At 74.8% G+C, this 16776-nt stretch carries 17 protein-coding genes and 1 pseudogene; 7 read left to right on the forward strand and 11 right to left on the reverse strand.

Going from position 1 to position 16776, the window contains the following annotated elements; all coding sequences use genetic code 11:
- Positions 1-46: 46 nt before the first annotated feature.
- The 5 genes from IE326_RS35790 to IE326_RS35810 all read left to right on the forward strand — a co-directional run bounded on the left by IE326_RS35790 (position 47) and on the right by IE326_RS35810 (position 3769).
- A complete protein-coding gene (locus tag IE326_RS35790; RefSeq protein ID WP_150233865.1) occupies positions 47-505 on the forward strand; it encodes a peroxiredoxin in 459 nt (152 codons plus the stop codon).
- A 105-nt stretch (positions 506-610) separates the two neighbouring features.
- A complete protein-coding gene (locus tag IE326_RS35795; RefSeq protein ID WP_150233867.1) occupies positions 611-1018 on the forward strand; it encodes an SHOCT domain-containing protein in 408 nt (135 codons plus the stop codon).
- Between the two features lie 100 nt (positions 1019-1118).
- Positions 1119-1562 (forward strand): RrF2 family transcriptional regulator, encoded by a 444-nt coding sequence (locus IE326_RS35800; protein WP_190044558.1) that lies wholly within the window; start codon positions 1119-1121, stop codon positions 1560-1562.
- 88 nt (positions 1563-1650) lie between these two features.
- Positions 1651-2838, forward strand: coding sequence for a globin domain-containing protein (locus IE326_RS35805; protein WP_190044559.1), 1188 nt, complete (start codon positions 1651-1653; stop codon positions 2836-2838).
- A gap of 166 nt (positions 2839-3004) precedes the next feature.
- On the forward strand, positions 3005-3769 hold the full coding sequence (locus IE326_RS35810; protein ID WP_190044560.1) for a rod shape-determining protein: 765 nt from the start codon (positions 3005-3007) through the stop codon (positions 3767-3769).
- Positions 3770-4648: 879 nt separating this feature from the next.
- On the opposite strand, the gene IE326_RS35815 is transcribed toward IE326_RS35810, so the two are convergent.
- The 6 genes and pseudogenes from IE326_RS35815 to IE326_RS35835 form a co-directional block, all read right to left on the reverse strand.
- Positions 4649-5434, reverse strand: coding sequence for a polysaccharide deacetylase family protein (locus IE326_RS35815; RefSeq protein WP_150233875.1), 786 nt, complete (start codon positions 5432-5434; stop codon positions 4649-4651).
- 172 nt (positions 5435-5606) lie between these two features.
- Positions 5607-6923 (reverse strand): phytase, encoded by a 1317-nt coding sequence (locus IE326_RS35820; RefSeq protein WP_190044561.1) that lies wholly within the window; start codon positions 6921-6923, stop codon positions 5607-5609.
- A gap of 283 nt (positions 6924-7206) precedes the next feature.
- Positions 7207-7617 carry a hypothetical protein gene (locus IE326_RS35825; RefSeq protein WP_229915821.1) on the reverse strand — a complete coding sequence of 137 codons (411 nt, stop codon included), beginning with the start codon at positions 7615-7617 and terminating at the stop codon, positions 7207-7209.
- Positions 7618-7643: 26 nt separating this feature from the next.
- Positions 7644-8540 carry a DUF6397 family protein gene (locus IE326_RS41670; RefSeq protein WP_190044562.1) on the reverse strand — a complete coding sequence of 299 codons (897 nt, stop codon included), beginning with the start codon at positions 8538-8540 and terminating at the stop codon, positions 7644-7646.
- Positions 8541-8738: 198 nt separating this feature from the next.
- Positions 8739-8828: pseudogene (locus IE326_RS41675) on the reverse strand (hypothetical protein); the annotation flags it as partial.
- Positions 8829-8983: 155 nt separating this feature from the next.
- Positions 8984-9388 carry a roadblock/LC7 domain-containing protein gene (locus tag IE326_RS35835; protein ID WP_150233879.1) on the reverse strand — a complete coding sequence of 135 codons (405 nt, stop codon included), beginning with the start codon at positions 9386-9388 and terminating at the stop codon, positions 8984-8986.
- A gap of 217 nt (positions 9389-9605) precedes the next feature.
- On the opposite strand from IE326_RS35835, the gene IE326_RS35840 reads away from it, so the two are divergent.
- On the forward strand, positions 9606-10031 hold the full coding sequence (locus IE326_RS35840) for a PPOX class F420-dependent oxidoreductase (protein WP_190044563.1): 426 nt from the start codon (positions 9606-9608) through the stop codon (positions 10029-10031).
- A gap of 160 nt (positions 10032-10191) precedes the next feature.
- Here the strand turns inward: IE326_RS35840 and IE326_RS35845 are convergent, their stop codons facing one another.
- Genes IE326_RS35845 through IE326_RS35865 form a run of 5 tightly spaced genes read right to left on the reverse strand, consistent with a single transcriptional unit; the run spans position 10192 to position 15876 of the window.
- Positions 10192-10800, reverse strand: coding sequence for a GTP-binding protein (locus IE326_RS35845; protein ID WP_150233883.1), 609 nt, complete (start codon positions 10798-10800; stop codon positions 10192-10194).
- On the reverse strand, positions 10781-11281 hold the full coding sequence (locus tag IE326_RS35850; RefSeq protein WP_190045015.1) for a DUF742 domain-containing protein: 501 nt from the start codon (positions 11279-11281) through the stop codon (positions 10781-10783). Before IE326_RS35850 ends, IE326_RS35845 begins: the two co-directional genes overlap by 20 nt.
- Positions 11282-11299: 18 nt before the next feature.
- Positions 11300-11734 carry a roadblock/LC7 domain-containing protein gene (locus tag IE326_RS35855; RefSeq protein ID WP_150233885.1) on the reverse strand — a complete coding sequence of 145 codons (435 nt, stop codon included), beginning with the start codon at positions 11732-11734 and terminating at the stop codon, positions 11300-11302.
- Positions 11731-14973, reverse strand: a complete 3243-nt coding sequence (locus IE326_RS35860; protein WP_190044564.1) for a sensor histidine kinase — start codon at positions 14971-14973, stop codon at positions 11731-11733. Before IE326_RS35860 ends, IE326_RS35855 begins: the two co-directional genes overlap by 4 nt.
- Before the next feature lie 54 nt (positions 14974-15027).
- Positions 15028-15876 carry an MHYT domain-containing protein gene (locus IE326_RS35865; protein ID WP_190044565.1) on the reverse strand — a complete coding sequence of 283 codons (849 nt, stop codon included), beginning with the start codon at positions 15874-15876 and terminating at the stop codon, positions 15028-15030.
- Between the two features lie 150 nt (positions 15877-16026).
- Between IE326_RS35865 and IE326_RS35870 the strand changes: the two genes are divergently transcribed.
- Positions 16027-16635 carry a class I SAM-dependent methyltransferase gene (locus IE326_RS35870; protein WP_190044566.1) on the forward strand — a complete coding sequence of 203 codons (609 nt, stop codon included), beginning with the start codon at positions 16027-16029 and terminating at the stop codon, positions 16633-16635.
- The last annotated feature ends 141 nt before the right edge of the window (positions 16636-16776 follow it).

Below are 16776 nucleotides of genomic sequence, written 5' to 3' on the forward strand. Positions count from 1 at the left end.
GGGCGGACGCCGGGGAACGGCGCGCCCGGCGAAGGGGCGGACCTCCATGAACGTCGGTGACCTCGTCGAGGACTTCACCCTTCCGGACGAAACCGGTGCCTCGCGCTCCCTCGGCGGACTGCTGGCCGAGGGGCCGGTCGTCCTCTTCTTCTACCCGGCGGCGATGACGCCCGGCTGCACCGCCGAGGCCTGCCACTTCCGCGACCTGGCCGCCGAGTTCCGCGCCGCGGGCGCGCTGCCCGTGGGGGTGAGCGGGGACGCGGTGGAGCGGCAGCGGGAGTTCACCGAGCGGCACTCCCTCGGCTATCCGCTGCTCTCCGACCCCGAGGGCCGGGTGCGGGAGCGCTTCGGCGTGCGGCGCGGCTTCTCGCTGGCGCCGACGAAGCGGGTCACCTTCGTCATCGGGCAGGACCGGCGGGTGAAGGAGGTCGTCCGCAGCGAGCTGCGGATGAGCGCCCACGCGGACCGCGCGCTCGCGGCCCTGGCGGCCCTGCGCACCTCCTGACCCGGCCGCCGGCGGGCCCGCCACGACATGCGGGCGCGGGCCGGACGGGTGAGACTCGCTCCAACGCACGGCCTCCCGGCCGGCGAGCGAACGGAGTGTGCAGGAATGGACGACTACCCTCTCCTGAACGTCTTCTGGACGATGCTGTGGTTCTTCCTCTGGATCATGTGGCTCTTCCTGCTCTTCAAGGTGATCACGGACATCTTCCGGGACCACGGGCTGAGCGGCTGGGGCAAGGCCGGCTGGCTGATCTTCTGCATCGTGCTCCCCTACCTGGGCGTCCTGGTCTACGTCATCGCCCGCGGCAGGAGCATGGGCGAGCGTGACGCAAAGCAGGCGAAGGACGCGGAGGCCCGTTTCCAGGAGTACATCCGGCAGACGGCCGGGACCCAGGCCGCCGCGAGCGGCTCCCCGAGCGCCACCGACGAACTGACGCGGCTGGCGGACCTGAAGGAGAAGGGCGCGATCTCCGAGGAGGAGTTCCAGCAGGCGAAGGCCAAGGTCCTCGCCTGACCCCCTCCCCGCCCTCCATTCCGCCCGATCGCGGCGGCCCCGTGTCCCGGACCCGCACCCTTAATGCGAGTCCGGGATACCGCTTTGATACGGTCGGCGCGTGAGGTTGACCAAGTTCACCGACCTGGCCCTGCGTGCCGTGATGCGCCTGGCGGTCGCCGACGGCGAGGAGCCCGTCACCACGCGCGCGGTGGCGGAGGAGATGGCGGTGCCCCACGCCCACATGGCGAAGGTGGTCACCCGGCTCCAGCACCTCGGCGTGGTGGAGGCCCGGCGCGGACGCGGCGGCGGGCTCGCGCTCACGGACTTCGGCCGGCACTCGTCGGTGGGCTGGCTGACCAGGACCCTGGAGGGCGACGAGGAGGTCGTCGGCTGCGAGGCCGATCCGCCGTGCCCGCTGCGGGCGGCCTGTCGGCTCCGCGGCGCGCTGCGGGAGGCCCAGGACGCCTTCTACCGCGCGCTCGACCCGCTGACGGTAGCCGATCTCGTACGGTCGCCGACCGGTCCCGTACTCCTCTCGCTGACCCCACACCCTCCGTCCTGACCTCCCGCACGCTTCCCGCCCGGCGCCCGCCGCACGGGATTTCCTCTCTCCTTAAACACGAAGATCACCTACCAGAATGCGAGTTCCGATGCTGTCCGAGCAGGCCGTCCCCGTCGTCCGCGCCACGCTGCCCGCCGTCGGCGGAGCACTCGACCGGATCACCGAGCGCTTCTACGGACGTCTCTTCGACGCCCACCCCGAACTGCTGCGGGACCTCTTCAACCGGGGCAACCAGGCCAACGGGGACCAGCGCAAGGCCCTCGCCGGCTCCGTGGCCGCCTTCGCCGTCGCCCTCCTGGAGCACCCGGACACCCGCCCGGACACCCTGCTCTCCCGCATCGCGCACAAGCACGCCTCCCTCGGCGTCACCGCGGACCAGTACAAGATCGTGCACGAGCACCTCTTCGCCGCGATCGTCGAGGTGCTCGGCGAGGCCGTCACCCCCGAGGTCGCCCAGGCCTGGGACGAGGTCTACTGGCTGATGGCGAACGCGCTCATAGCCCTGGAGGGCCGCCTCTACCAGGAGGCGGGCGTCGAGGAGGGAGCGGTCTGGCGCACGGTACGGATCGCGGAGCGGCGCGAGGAGACCGCGGACACCGTCTCCCTCACCCTCACGGACCCCGACGGCTCGCCGCTGCCGCCCTTCCGCCCCGGCCAGTACGTCAGCGTCCGCGTCGCCCTCCCCGACGGCGCCCACCAGATCCGCCAGTACAGCCTCTCCTCCGCCCCCGGCCGCCCCGCCTGGCGGATCACCGTCAAGCGGGTCGACGGCGACCCGGCCGGAGAGGTCTCCCAGCAGCTCCACGCCCACGCGGCGGCCGGCGACCTCCTGGAGGTCTCCGCCCCCTTCGGCGACCTCGTGCTGCCCGAGGGCGACGGCCCCCTGCTGCTGGCCTCCGCCGGCATCGGCAGCACCCCGATGCTCTCCATGCTCGACCACCTGGCCACCGCCGGCGCCCGGCGCCCGGTCCTCGTCGTGCACGCCGACCGCTCCCCCGAGGCCCACGCCCACGCCGAGGAGCTGCGCGAGCTCGTCGGCCGGCTGCCGGAGGCCAGCCTGCACCTCTGGTACGAGGAGCCCGGCACGTCCGGTGCCCGCGAGGGCCTCGCCGACGTGACCTCCCTGGAGGTGCCGGCCGGCACGAGCGCGTACCTCTGCGGCCCGCTCCCCTTCCTGCGGGCGGTCCGGGGCGACCTCGTCGCAACCGGCGTCGCCGCGGCCGACGTCCACTACGAGGTCTTCGGTCCGGACCTCTGGCTCGGCGCCTCCGCCTGACCCGCCCCCGGCCGGATCCGGGAGCCCGCGCCCCGGACCCGGCCAAGATCCACTCCGTGTGACCCTTCGATCCCCAAGCACCGTGGCGTTCCCGCTGCGGATCCTGCATAGTGTGGGCGCGGATCGGCCTCGTAATCAGTGGGCCGACAGGGAATGGACGGAAGCGATGGGATCGTACGGAGCGGGCGGCACCCACCTCGACGCGCAGCGGCCGGTACGGGGGATCGCCCTCGACATCGGCAGTTCACGGACCCGGGCGTGGGCCCCGGGGGCGGGCGTCTTCGCGGACGTGCCGAGCGCGCCGGTCCAGCGCGGCCAGGCCCCGGACGACTCCTCCCGGCTGCTGCTCCTGAAGCGGCTGGCCGCCTCCGCCCCCGGCGGGGAGAGCCACGACACCGTCGTGATGCTGGCCCACCCGGTGCTCGCCGCGCCCGCGGAACGCGAGGCGGTCCGCCGGGTGGTGGCCGGCCTCGGCCCGGTCCGGGTGATCGCCGTCGACAGCGCCCGCGCCGCCGCGGCCTACGCGGCCCCGCCCGGCGGCGGTCCGCTGCTCGTGGTGGACCTCGGGGCCCGGCTGACCGAGGTCACGCTCGTCGTGGACGGCCAGGTGCAGGACGCCCGGCTCGCGGAGCTCGGCGTGGACGACCTCCCGGCCCACGGCGACGTGCCGGACGCCGTGGCGGGCACCGCCGCGGACATGGTGAGCGACCTGTGGCGCGAGGACCGCACCGGCGCGGTCCGCGGGGCGCTGCGCCGCGGCGTCCTGGTGACCGGCGGCGGGGCGCTGCGGCTCGACGTGACCGCCCGCCTGGCCCACGTGCTGCGCGGCCGGGTCCGGCTGGCCAACGACCCCGCGACCAGCGTGGTCCGGGGCGCCGGACTGATGCTCGCCTCCGCCCTGCGCCACCCCGGGACCCGGCACACCCTGTAGCGGAGGCACGCCGGCCCCCCGGGCCTGCAACCGACGGGCCGGAAGTGGGGATCATCGTGGACGGTGACGGCGGCCCCCGTACCGAGCGTCACGGAGAGTTCCCGCTGCCCCGTCCCGAAGAGGACGGCCCGGAGGGCCCGGCCCCCGGCCGGCGCGCGCGGCTCGGCGGTCTCCCTGAGCCCGCGGTCGGCGAGGCAGTCGTCGACGCGTCTCCGCTCCGCCGCCCGGAGAAGGGCGTCCTGCTCCGTGCGCGCGGTCGGCACCAGATGGCGGCCCGGCGGGCCGGAACGGGCGGAGGCGGAGTCGGCGAGCAGAGCCAGCGAGGCGGCCAGCAGGGCCCGGCGGGTGAACGACGGAGTGGCGGGCGGCATGATTCCCCCTTGGCACGCGGTGGCACCGCGGTCCTGCGGCGCCCGGTCGACGGGGGCCGGACGATGACCACCGGCCGACCCGAACGATTACTGCCCGTGACCGCCGCGGTCATGCCGCGGCTCACTCGAACGGGTCGAACGCGCCGTCGCGCGCGCCTCTCGGGCGCCGCGCGGGCCCCTTGGAAAAGCCTCGGACACCAAGGGGCTCGGGCACACAGCCCCCGGCACACAGGCCCCGGACATGGTGGAGCCCCGGCTGGACGGGGGATTCCAGCCGGGGCCGCTCACCGTGACGGACGAAGGGCGGTCACCTCTGGGGGGGACCTTGGGGACCGGGCCCCTTCGTCGTCACATACAGGAGAACGGTGGACGTTTGCGTAATGTTCCGGAACGTCTGGATGAACGGTGTGAGTCGGGTCACCCGTCTCCCGTACCGGCGTCTTCGCACGGCCCGCCCCGTCCGGCTCCGCCCGGTCGCCACGGGCCGATCACCGGAACCGGAAGCCGGTCAGTCGTCCTTCTCGGGCCGGTAGACGGCGCCGGCGCGGGCGGCGCCGGGGGCGAGGAGCTCGGGGACGGTGACGAAGGTGTAGCCCTGGCGCTGGAGCTCGTCGATGATGCCGGGGACCGCCGGCACGGTGCCGTCGTATATGTCGTGGAGCAGGATGATGCCGTCGCGGTGCGCCTGGGTCAGGACGCGTTCCCGGATCAGCGCGGAGTCGGTGGTGGAGTAGTCCTTGGCCGTGATGCTCCACAGCACCTGCGCGAGGCCGAGCTCGCGGCTGACCTCGCTCACGGTGGAGTCGGTCCGCCCCTGCGGCGGGCGCATGAGGACGGGCTTGCGGCCTGTGATCCTCTCGACGGCGTCCTGGGTCCGGGACAGCTCCTCGCGCACCTCGCCCTCGTCGAGGTCGGTGAGGATGCGGTGGGACCAGGTGTGGTTGGCGACCTCGTGTCCCTCGTCCGCGATCCGCCGGACGACCTTCGGATAGCGGTCGACGTGCTTGTGCCCCAGCAGGAAGAAGGTGGCGGGGACCTTCTTCTCCTTCAGGACGTCGAGCAGGTGCGGGGTGTCCTTCCCCGGCCCGGCGTCGAAGGTGAGGGCGATGCACTTCGCCTCCGCGCAGTCGACCCGGCGGGAACCCGCGCCCGCCTTCCCGTCGTCGCCCGCGTCGGCCCGCGCGGCCTGCGGGGTGACCGTGTCCACCCCGCAGCCGCCGAGGGTGAGCATCAGCGTGGCGGCGAGCAGGGCGGCGGTCCTCCCACCCCGACGGCCCGGCCTGGATCGGAACATGGTGGTACCCGCTTTCCCCGGTTTCATGATCGGAACGGCCGCGTCCACGCCTGGTCAGGGCGGGTTCCCAGCGGCCGTTCCGAACTCTACACACGGTGTATACGGGCTCCGGAAAGGGGGTCCCCCCTCCCCCTCTCCGCTCCTCCCCGGCCGCCGTTCCGCCGGGCCGGGATCAGTCGTCGAGGGCGTCCATGACCTCGGCGAGGTCCACGAACTTGAAGTTGGTGGAGTCGCGGTCGCCGTCACCGGGGGCGTCGTGGCCGTCCTGGACGACGAGGAGCCCGTTGGGGTACTTGGAGCCGAGCGGGGCGTTCAGGACCGCCGCGCCGTCGCACTCCTCGGAACCGTCGAGGGTGTCGTCCGCGGCGGCGACCCGGAAGCCGCCCTCGTACTCGTTGGCGTCCTCCAGCTCGCGGTCATAGGCGGCGAAGGTGTTGTCGCCCTGGCTGGAGGCGAGGACGTAACCGTCGCCGTCGGGCTCGGTGAGCAGCGTCAGGCCCTCGACGTCCGAGGAGATCCTCGTGCCGCCGAAACCGGGGTCGGCGCCCGGCGTGCACTCCTCGGTCTCCTCGTCGTAGACGCCGGGGACGCCGTACTCGCGGACCTTGTCAATCAGCTTCGGCGTGCCGGTGAGGTCGGCGCGCATCCGCCAGACGCCGATGTCCTCCTGGCCGGCGTAGAGCATGCCGTTGGCCGGGTCGACGACCATCCCCTCGACCTGCGGCAGTTCACCGGGCTCGGCGCACGGGGACCACGAGGTGCCGTCGGGCAGCCGGAAGGAGGAGGGCAGGTCCAGGGCGCGGACCTTGCGGTACGTGACCTTGCCGCCCGCCGCCGGCAGCAGCTCCAGGAGGGCGATGCTGGTGCGCTCGCGACGGCTGACCAGGGCGTAGGACTTCCCGGTCGTCCGGTCCGTCCAGGTCGCCAGGCCGTAGGCGGTCCGCTGGTCGTTGATCTCGGCCTGGTCCTGCGAGAACACCGGCGGCGCGGCCGGGTCGGTGACGTCGCTCAGCGGGCCGCCGGCCCGGTCGCGGTCGATGCGGTAGAAGCTCAGCCGGTCGTTGCCCCGGTCGCTGGTGACGGCCAGATCGGCCTTCCCCGAGGAGAGCCGCAGACCGTGCACCAGGTCCACGTTGTTGAACCGGCCCGGAGCGTCGTCCTCGCCGGCGGCGGGCGGCGCGGCTATCGACTGCACCGGACGCGCGTCCAGGTCGTAGACGCGCAGGCCGCCCTCCTTCGCCGTGGCGACGACGAGGCTGCGGTCGGGCGCAGCGGCGTTGCGCCAGATGGCCGGGTCGTCCGCGTCGGCGTTGCCGCCCTCGTCGTCGTCGTGCAGCGCCGGCGTCTCCGCCCGGGGGGTCACGGACGGCAGCGAATCGGCGAAGACGCGGTGGTGGCCGTCGGCTTGGGCCGGCACGGCCAGCGCCGCCGCCGTGAGGGCCGTGGTGGCGGCCAGTACGGCGGACCGGACGATTGTGGAGCGAGTCACGCGGTTCTCCTCGAAGAGGGGCAACTGTCTCGCGAGAGCTTGACCCCTCTTCGTTGCGACATGACTTCGCCGAACGTCACCTTGCATGTACATGAGGTGAACGACGTGCCAGGGAGCGCGGGGCGGGAGGCGGGACGGCCAGGGTCCTCACATGTGCGCGCCCGTCAGCTCACCCGGAGGGCCCTCCCCCCTCCCCCCTCCCCCCTCCCTCCCCCTTTCGTTTTCCTGTCCGTGTCACCCAGGGCGGGGCCCGTCCGCCCCGCCCGGGGAGCGTGGTCCCGGGTCAGCGTGCGGCGAGCAGGAGGCGGGCTTCGGTCTCCTGGTCACCCGAGACGGACTGCCGGGATTCGACGTCGAAGCCGGTGGCGAGCGTCTTCTCCACTTCGCCCACGGCGTGGTAGCCGCCGGTCAGGAGGACTCCCACCTTGCCGGCGAGTCTGGGTGGAGTGGCCTTCTCGTGCCGGCCGTCGGAGGTGTCGAAGGTGGCCGTCCAGACGGTCGTGACCGGCCCCGGGGCTTCCTTCTGGCCCGGCGGCACGACGTCCTCCAGCCGATAGGCGTGGTCGAGGACCTCGAACACGGCCTGGGCGTCCTCCCGGCAGCAGTCGCTCAACTGGACGGTGACGTCGGTGTCGATGTGCAAGTCGTACACGTCGCTCATCTCCTCGCGGCCCTTGTGCCACCCTTCCAGCATCCCCCTTCCCGTCCCGGAACGTCGCCTCATCCCCAGTCGCGCCGCCCCCTCCAGGCCCCGGCGGCCGCCGTCCCGCCGGGGAGGGAACGGCGGAGTCGTTCCAGCAGACCGGGGCGACGGGGGCGGGAGGGGCCGCCCGGCGGGTGCGTGTTTCGGGCGCGCGGCCGGCCCGGGGGGCGGTACGCCGGGGCGGTCTGCGGTGGGGCGCCCCGGGGTGGAGCGGCCTGTGGCAGGGACCGCTCCTCGGGCACGGGTGCGGGCGCGGGTGAAGGAGTGGGGGCCGGTCGGGCGGCGCGGGCTTCGGCCAGGGCGAGGGTGAGGTTCGTCCGGTGCCATCGGATCTCGTCCGGGCCGTCGGCGCGGAGGAGGCGTTCGGCGGTCTCGCGGGCCGTGCCGGCGAGCGGGAGGCCCGGCGGGGGCGCGGGGCGCAATCGGTCCAGGAGGGCGCGCTCGTGGGGGTCGTCGACGGTCTCCGCGAGCCGGTCCGGGTCGAGCAGGGAGGCGATCGCCGCCGCGCGGGCCCAGGGGTCGGCGGTGCCGCGCAGCAGCAGGGCGAGGTGACGGGAGCGCCAGTTCCTGGCCCGCAGGTCCTCGCCCGCCGCTTCCCTTTCGCGCAGTGCGACCGGCAGGCGGCCGGTGAGCAGTTCGGGGTGCGCCTCACCGAACGCGGTCACCTCGGCCGCCACGTAGAGCCAGATCACCGAGCGGTAGCGGTTGAGGTAGAAGCGCACCGGGCTCAGATGCCCGGTGCGGACCAGGCGGGCGAACCGGGTGGGGGCGACGGAGAGGAGGGCGGCCGCCTCGCCGGCGCCCACGGCCCGGACGCGGTCCCGGAGTCCGGCGGGGAAGTCCGGGGCCGCCTTGAGCCGGTCGATCTCGGCCCGCTCGACCGGGCGCCGCTCGGGCGGCTGGTCCCAGCCCACGGCCTCCCAGCCTCCGGACCGGGCTCGGGGCCGGACTCGGGGCCGGACTTCGGACGGATCACCGGCCCCGAGTCCAGCCCCGTCTCGGTTTCCGGGGCGGCCCCGGGCCGTTCCCTCCGCCCCCACGTCCGCATCCCCGTTCGTCTCCGCCCCCGTACCCGGGGGCGGGGACGGGATCGTCCTGATCAGGCCCAGCCGGACCGCGAGCCGGAACTCTTCGCGCCTCAGTTCCAGCTCTTCCGCGGCCCGGGCCGGTGCCACCGTCCACATCGTCTCGTCCACCGTCATGGCGTCCGCCGCCTCCCCCGCTCGTTCGTCCCGGCCTCGGGCCGGTGCGGGTCCGGGCGACCCGACACGACGAAAGTAACGGAGAGTGATGGTCGCCGCACTCCCTGTGGAAAAGCGCCTGTGGACAACTCTCGATGCGTCAGGGCATCGGTCGGTCAGGGCGCGAGGCCGTCCGGCTGGCGCGCGGAGACTCCCAGGTGTTCGCCCACGCGGTTGACCAGGAGCGTCATCTCGTACGCGACCTGGCCGACGTCTGCCTCCGCGTCGCTCAGCACACAGAGGCAGCTGCCGTCGCCGGCGGCCGTCACGAACAGCAGGGCCTCGTCGAACTCGACCATCGTCTGCCGGGGCCGCCCCGCCCGGAAGTGGCGGCCCGAGCCGCGCGCGAGGCTGTGCAGGCCGGAGGAGACGGCGGCCAGGTGCTCCGCGTCCTCCCGCGCGAGGTCGCTGCTCGCGCCGGTCACCAGGCCGTCGTTCGACAGCACCAGCGCGTGCCGTATCGGTCCGACCCGTCTCGTCAGGTCGTCCAGGAGCCAGTCGAGCCCCTTGTCCAGCGCCATGTGGTCCTCCCCCTCGTCGGTGCGGTTCCGCCGGCCGGGCCCCGTGCCCGCGTTCGCCGGTACGGACCGCGTGTCGCGGCAAGCCTTACGCACTGTCGTGGACAGGGCAAGCACCCCGTCGGCCCGGGTGTGCCGCCGAGCGGTCGCCGGGCCCCGGGTACCGGATGCCGGGCGTCATGTGCCGGGCGCCGAGGGCCGGGTGCCGCATCATGGACCCATGACGAGGATGACCGAGGAACAGTGGCGGGCCTTCGTGTCGCAGGGGACCCGGACCGGCAAGCTCGCGACCGTCCGCGCGGACGGCAGTCCGCACGTGGTGCCGGTGTGGTTCGTGCTCGACGGCGACTCCTTCGTGTTCAACACGGGGAAGGACACGGTGAAGGGACGCAACCTCGCCCGGGACGACCGGGTGTCGCTCTGCGTGGACGACGACGCCCCGCCGTTCTCGTACGTCACCCTGAGCGGGCGGGCCGAACTGAGCGAGGATCCGGCGGAACTGGTCCGCTGGGCCACCCGGATCGGCGGCCGTTACATGGGCCAGGACCGGGCCGAGGAGTTCGGCGCGCGCAACGGGGTGCCGGGCGAACTCCTCGTCCGGGTGAAGATCGAGAAGGTGTCCTCGGCGGGCGGCGTCTCCGACTGACCTCTCCGAGGACGTCCTGCGGATCCGGCCGGCCGCAGATGACGCCGTACGCCTCCGGCGCGCCTCCTCTCCGACCCTCATCCCCTCCGGCTCGCATCTCCCCCGGCGCCTCCCCCGAAGGCGCCGTCCCGAGAACACCGCCCCGAGAACACCGTGCGGTTCAGCCGACCGTGTCGAGGAGGCGGGCGGTGTGCATCCGGCCCGCGTACTCGACGACCCGGATGAGGACCTCCTTGCCGGAGTCGCGGTCGCGCGCGTCGCAGAGCACCACGGGGGTGCCCAGGTCCAGGTCGAGGGCGCGGGACACGTCCTGCGCCCCGTAGGAGCGGGCGCCCTCGAAGCAGTTGACGGCCACCACGAAGGGGATCTTCCGGTGCTCGAAGTAGTCGACCGCCGGAAAGCAGTCCTCCAGGCGGCGGGTGTCGGCGAGGACGACCGCTCCCAGGGCGCCCTGCGAGAGCTCGTCCCACAGGAACCAGAAGCGGTCCTGTCCCGGGGTGCCGAAGAGGTACAGCGACAGGCCCGCGCGGATCGTGATCCGGCCGAAGTCCATGGCCACGGTGGTGGTGGTCTTCCGGTCCACTCCCCCGGTGTCGTCGACGTGCTCGCCGGCCCGGCTGAGCCGTTCCTCGGTGCGCAGGGGCCGGATCTCGCTGACCGCGCCGACCAGGGTGGTCTTGCCGACGCCGAAGCCGCCGGCGACGAGGATCTTCAGGGCGAGAGCGTCGCCGCCGTCCGCGCCGGTGCTGTCAGAGCGCTCGTAGGCCATCGATCACTTCTCTCAGGATGCGTTCGTCGGGGAGCTGCGCGGGCGGTACGGGTCGGCTGACGCGTACGAAGCCCGATTCGAGGAGGTCGCCGAGGAGGACCCGGACGACGCCCACGGGGAGGTCGGCGTCGGCGGCGAGTTCGGCCACCGACTGGGTCTCGGACCGGCAGAGGGCGAGCAGGGCGCGGTGTTCGGGGCCGAGGACGGCCTCCTCGGCCGGGCCCGGCGGGTCGTCGTCGACGACGACGAGGGCGATGAGGTCGAACCGTACGTTGCTGGGACCGGGTTTGGTGCGGCCGCCCGTCATCGCGTAGGGCCGGACGAGCGGCCCCGCGTCGGCGTCGTACCACTGGCTGCCGGGCGCGGGCGCCCCTCCGCCGAAGGGGTTCCCGCCGGCAGGGCTGCCGTCCGCGGAGCTCCCTTCCCCGGAGCTCCCCCCTGCGCGGTTCCCGTCCGTGGGATTCCGGCCGGCGCTGTCCATGGTCATGGGGGTCTCCGGTCAGCCGGCGGCCGGTGGGGTCACCGTGAGCCGGGGCGGGGTGTGGAGGTGTTCGCCGACGCGCTTGACGAGCCGGGCCATCTCGTAGGCGATGAGGCCGATGTCGGCGCTGACGGAGCTGAGGACGGCGAGGCAGGAGCCGTCTCCGGCGGCGGCGACGAAGAGGAAGCCGTCGTCCATCTCGACCATGGTCTGGCGGACGCCTCCGGTGTGGAACTGCCGGCCGGCGCCCTTGGCGAGGCTGTGGAAGCCGGAGGCGATGGCGGCGAGGTGCTCCGCGTCCTCCCGGCTGAGCCCGCTGGAGGCGCCGACCGGGAGGCCGTCGCTGGAGAGCACCACCGTGTGCCGGACCTCGCGGACCCGGGTGACCAGGTCGTCGAGGAGCCAGTCGAGTTCGCCGGAGCGGGGGTGGGAGACCCTCTCGTGGTCGATCATGCGTCGTCTCCTTCGGGTCGGTGGTCCTGGGGCGGGGTGGGGCGGGCGCCGAAGTAGGGGCCGAGGTCGGTACGCGCGCGTGCGTCGCTGCGCGGGTCGTCCGGGACCCGGCGCCAGGGCGGGTCGGACGGCCCGTCGTGGCCCCTGCCGGCGCGGGGCGGGGTGGCGTGTCCCGTACCGGCGTTGGACGGAGTGGCGTGTCCGGTGCCGGCGGGAGGCGGGGTGCCGTGTCCCGTACCGGCGTTGGACGGGGTGGCGTGTCCGGTACCGGCCTGGGGCGGGGTGGCGGGCGGGGCGTCGTCGTGCGGGCGGGTGGTGCGGCCCCGCGCGTGGCCGGGCGGCGGGGCGGCCGGAGTGGCGCCTTCGCCCAGGGGGCGGCGGGTGCCGGGGGCGGGGCCGCCGCCGCGCTGCCAGCCGTCCCGGTAGGCCGCCATCCGGTCCCGTACCTCCTCGGGTGTCCGCTCCTGAGTGCCCGGGACCGCGGTGACGGGTGCAGGGGCGGGCGCGGGGGCCTCGCGCAGCTGCGGGACGAGGCTCGCCTGCCGGATGCGGCGCGGGAGTCCGCCGTCGTCCCCGCCCTCCCGGTCCGCGGCCCCGGGGCCGCGCTCGTGCGCGGGCTCGGGCCTCGGCGCGGGAACCGGCCGCGGCGGTACGGCGTGACCGCGCGGGCGCAGGGTGGTGACTCCGGCCGGTACGGGGGCGGGTTCGGGGGCCGGGGCGGGCGCGGGTGCGGCCGGGGGCGTACCGGGGAGCGTCTTCGGGGCGGCTCCGGCGGACGCGGGGGTACGGGGCGCGGCCGGGGGCCGGGTGAAGCGGCGGGCCTCCGCGCGGTGGGCCTCCTCGCGCTCGCGGGCGGCGCGTTCGGCGGCGGATCCGCCGTTCCCCCCTGCGAGCCCGCCGATTCCCCCTGCGGGACCTCCCCTCCCCTCGACGGGGCCGCCGATTCCCCCCACCGGTCCGCCGATTCCCCCGGCGGCCGTCTCCGGGGCCGTGGCGGTGTCGGCCGTCCCCGCGCGGGCGGGGGCGGCGCCGGGGCCGCGGCCGGTCTCCGGAGCCTCCTGGAGGAGGTCGGTGGGGAGCAGGACGACGGCGGTGGTGCCGCCGTACGGGGAGGTCCGCAGGTGGACCCGGACGCCGTGCCGGGAGGAGAGGCGGCTGACGACGAAGAGGCCGAGGCGGTCGCTGTCGAAGAGGTCGAGCGCCTCGGAGCGGTCGATGCGGGCGTTGGCCTCGGCGAGGGTCTCCTTGCCCATGCCGAGGCCCCGGTCCTCGATCTCCAGGGCGTAACCGTTGCCGACGGGTTCGCCGCTGACCCGGACCTTGGTGTGGGGCGGGGAGAACTGGGCGGCGTTCTCGATGAGTTCGGCGAGGAGGTGGGTCAGGTCGGCGACGGCACCGCCCGCGACGGCGGTCTCGGGGAGCCCGCGCACCTCCACGCGCGCGTAGTCCTCGATCTCGGAGACGGCGGCGCGGACGACGTCGGTGAGCGGGACCGGCATGCGCCAGGCGCGGCCCGGGGCGGCTCCCGACAGGATGATCAGGCTCTCGGCGTGCCGCCGCATGCGGGTGGTGAGGTGGTCGAGGCGGAAGAGGTCGCCGAGTTCGGCGGGGTCGTCGGCGCGCCGCTCCATGCTGTCCAGGAGGTTGAGCTGGCGGTGGACGAGGACCTGGCTGCGGCGGGCGAGGTTGACGAAGACGCCGGAGATGCCGCTGGCCAGTTCGGCGCGTTCGACGGCGGCGGAGAGCGCGGCCCGGTGGACGGTGGTGAGGGCTTCGCCGACCTGGCCGATCTCGTCCTGGGGCGCGGGGCCGGGCGGGGCCTCCGCCTGGACGTCGATCTCCTCTCCGGCGCGCAGCCGGCCCATGGCGGCGGGGAGTTTGCGGCGGGCGATGCCCAGAGCGGTGTTGCGGAGGGTCACGAGTTCGACGACGAGGCCGCGGCCGATCCGGACGGAGATGACGAGGGAGGCGGCGACGGCGAGGAGGCCGAGGACGACGGCGGCGCCGGAGGGGCTGAGGAGGCCGCCCGCGAAGGGGCCGGTGTCGGCGGAGGCGGCGCGCGCGTCGCCCTCGACGGCGGTGAGCCCGGTGCGTACGGCGGCGAGGGCGGCGTCCCAGTCGGCGGAGGGCACCGCGCGGACGGCGGGGCGGCCGTCCTCGGCGGCGGAGATCCGGTCCTCGGCCTCGGTGAGCCGGGCGTGGGCGTCGCCGTCGGCGAGCCGGGCCCAGGCGGCCCGGCCGGCCGGGGGGAGGTCGGGCCCGGCCGAGGCGAGGAGGGTGCGGCGGGTCTCCGCCGCGCCGGTGAAGGCCCGTTGGTGGTCGGCGGTCAGCCGGCCGGTGAGGTGGGCGGAGGCGAGGAGGGCGTCCTCGCGGGAGAGCATCTCACCGGCGCGGGCGATGTCGAGGAGCACGCGCGCGTGGGAGCCCTGTCCGGCGTCCTGGAGTCCGCTGAGGGCTCCGCCGACGGCGAGGCCGGACGAGACGGCGGTCGTGTACGCGTGGTACGCGCGGTCCGTGTCGGCGCGTCCCGCGACGGTGTCCGCGCGGAGGCGGACGAGTCCCTGGACCTCGCGGGTGAAGGCGCCGACGCGGTCGGCGACGTCGGCGGGCAGGTCCCCGGAGTCGCCGACCGTGTGGCCGTCGCCGAGCCGGAGCCGGGCGGCGGCCTCGTCGGTGCGGCGGATCCGGTCCTTGAGCTCGGCGGCCCGCCCGGCGCCCGGGGCGGCGGCCTGGCGCACGGCGGCCCTGCGTTCCTCCTGGAGGGCGGCGAGGGTCGCGGCGACGGGCTGCCGGATGTCGGCGTCGACGCGCTGGAGCTGGCGGATCCTCGCCATGTCCTGGGCGGTGGTGACGGTGGCGAAGCCCCAGAGGGCGAGGAGGGAGACGACCGGGACCATGAGGAGCGAGACGATCTTGGCGCGTACGGTGCGGGGGCGCAGGCCCCGCCGGCCCGGCCGGTCCCGTACGACGGCGGGGGCGGGGGCCGGCGTGGGGCCGCCCGCCGTGTCCTCCGGCCCCTCCGGCCGTCCCGGCTCCGTCGGCGGCTCCGGCCGCTCGGGCCGTCCCGTTCGCCGCCGCCGGTCGGTGGTGTCGGCCGCCGGGGCGGCGGCAGCGGTGGTGGCGTGCGGGGTTCCGGGGTCCGGTTCGTCGGCGGGCGGCCCGGCGTGTGCGCGCCGCCCGCGTGCGGTCGCCGGCGGCGCGGGCGCCACGGCGTCCTGGTTCTTGCGGGGAGTTCGCATGGGCTCCTCGTTCCGGCTGGGGTGGAGGTGTCGGGCCCCCGGGAGGGGCGGGGGTCAGCGGGTCGGGGTACGGGTGGGGGCGGGGGCGGGGGTCCGGGCGGCGCGGAAACCGGGCGGGGCCACGTCGACGGCGCGTTCGTCGGGTTCGGTGAGGCGTTCGGCGGAGGCGTACGCGGCCCGTTCCCCGGCCGTCGGGGAGAGGGCCACGAAGGCCGAGGTGATGAACAGGTACGAGCCGAGGCCGACCGCGAGCGGGAAGATGAACTGCATGACGGTGGCGCCGGAAAGGGCCTCGGAGGAGGGGGTGACCTCCACGCCGACCGCGAGCATGCCCGTGTAGTGCATGCTGCTGACGGCCGCTCCCATGACGAGGGAGGCGAGCGCGACCGCGATCGGGGCGTGGATGTTGAGGGCCGCCCAGAGCGCCGCCGTCGCGGCGGCGACCGCGATGAGGACCGAGAGGGCGACGAGCAGCGGGTCGTAGTGGACGGTGCCGTGGAGGCGGAGGGCGGCCATGCCCATGTAGTGCATGCTCGCGACGCCGATCCCGGTGGTCAGTCCGCCGATCAGAAGCGATCGCACGCGGTCGCGTCCGTAGCCGACGGCGAACACGCCGACTCCCACGACGCCCATCGCGATGAGGAGGCTGAGGACGGTGAGCGGCACGTCGTAGCGGATGTCGGTGCCGGTGACGCCGAAGCCGAGCATCGCGACGAAGTGCATGGTCCAGATGCCGGTGCCGAGTGCGGAGGCGGCGGTGAGCAGCCAGTTCCGCCGGGAGCGGCCGGTCGCGTCGAGCGCGCGTACGGTGCAGCGCAGCCCGAGGGCGGCGCCGGTGCAGGCCATCGCGTACGACAGCACAGGTGTCAGCCAGCCGAAGGTGGCGTGGTCCAGGTGTCCCATGACTCGGGGACGCTAGTGCGCACGCGGGGGCGCATCGGGGGCGCATTTCGAAAGCTGCTGGAATATGACGGGGAGAAGTTTCAGATCGGTCGTGCGATTTTCGAACGTGGCCGAGAACGTTCACTCCACCGGGTGGGCGATCATGGGCTCATGAGCGACGACCCCACAGACGTACGAGCGTTCTTCGCCACCCGCGCGGCCGGTTGGGACAGCCGTTTCCCCGACGACGGGCCCGCCTACGCCGCCGCCGTCGCCGAGCTGGGCCTGCGGCCCGGCGACGCCGTGCTCGACGCGGGCTGCGGCACGGGCCGCGCGCTGCCCCCGCTGCGCACCGCCGTCGGCCCGGCGGGGAGCGTGATCGGCGCCGACCTCACGCCGGAGATGCTGGCCGAGGCGGTACGGGCCGGGCGGCGCGGCCCCCGGGGCGCCGGGACGCTGCTCCTCGCCGACGTCGGCCGGCTGCCGCTCCGGGACGGCGGTCTCGACGCGGTCTTCGGCGCGGGCCTCGTCTCCCACCTGGCCGATCCGGTCGCCGGCCTGCGCGAACTCGCCCGGGTGGTGCGGCCGGGCGGCCGGCTGGCACTCTTCCACCCCATCGGGCGCGCCGCGCTGGCGGCCCGGCACGGACGGCGGATCACCCCGGACGACCTGCGGGCCGAGCCCCGGCTGCGCCCCGTGCTCGCGGAGGCGGGCTGGCGGCTCGTCTCGTACGTGGACGAGGACGCCCGCTATCTGGCCCTGGCGGTACGGGAGGGCTGACGCGCCACCGCGTCGCCCCCGCCCCGCCGCGCCCCTCGCGTCGCCCGCCCCGTCCCGCTCCGGGGCCATGCGGAGCACTCCCCCGCCCCGACACCCCGTCAGACAGGGTGACTCTTCCGACGATCAGGTGATCACACCTTC

This window comes from Streptomyces filamentosus (assembly GCF_014654895.1).
GTDB classification, from domain to species: domain Bacteria; phylum Actinomycetota; class Actinomycetes; order Streptomycetales; family Streptomycetaceae; genus Streptomyces; species Streptomyces filamentosus.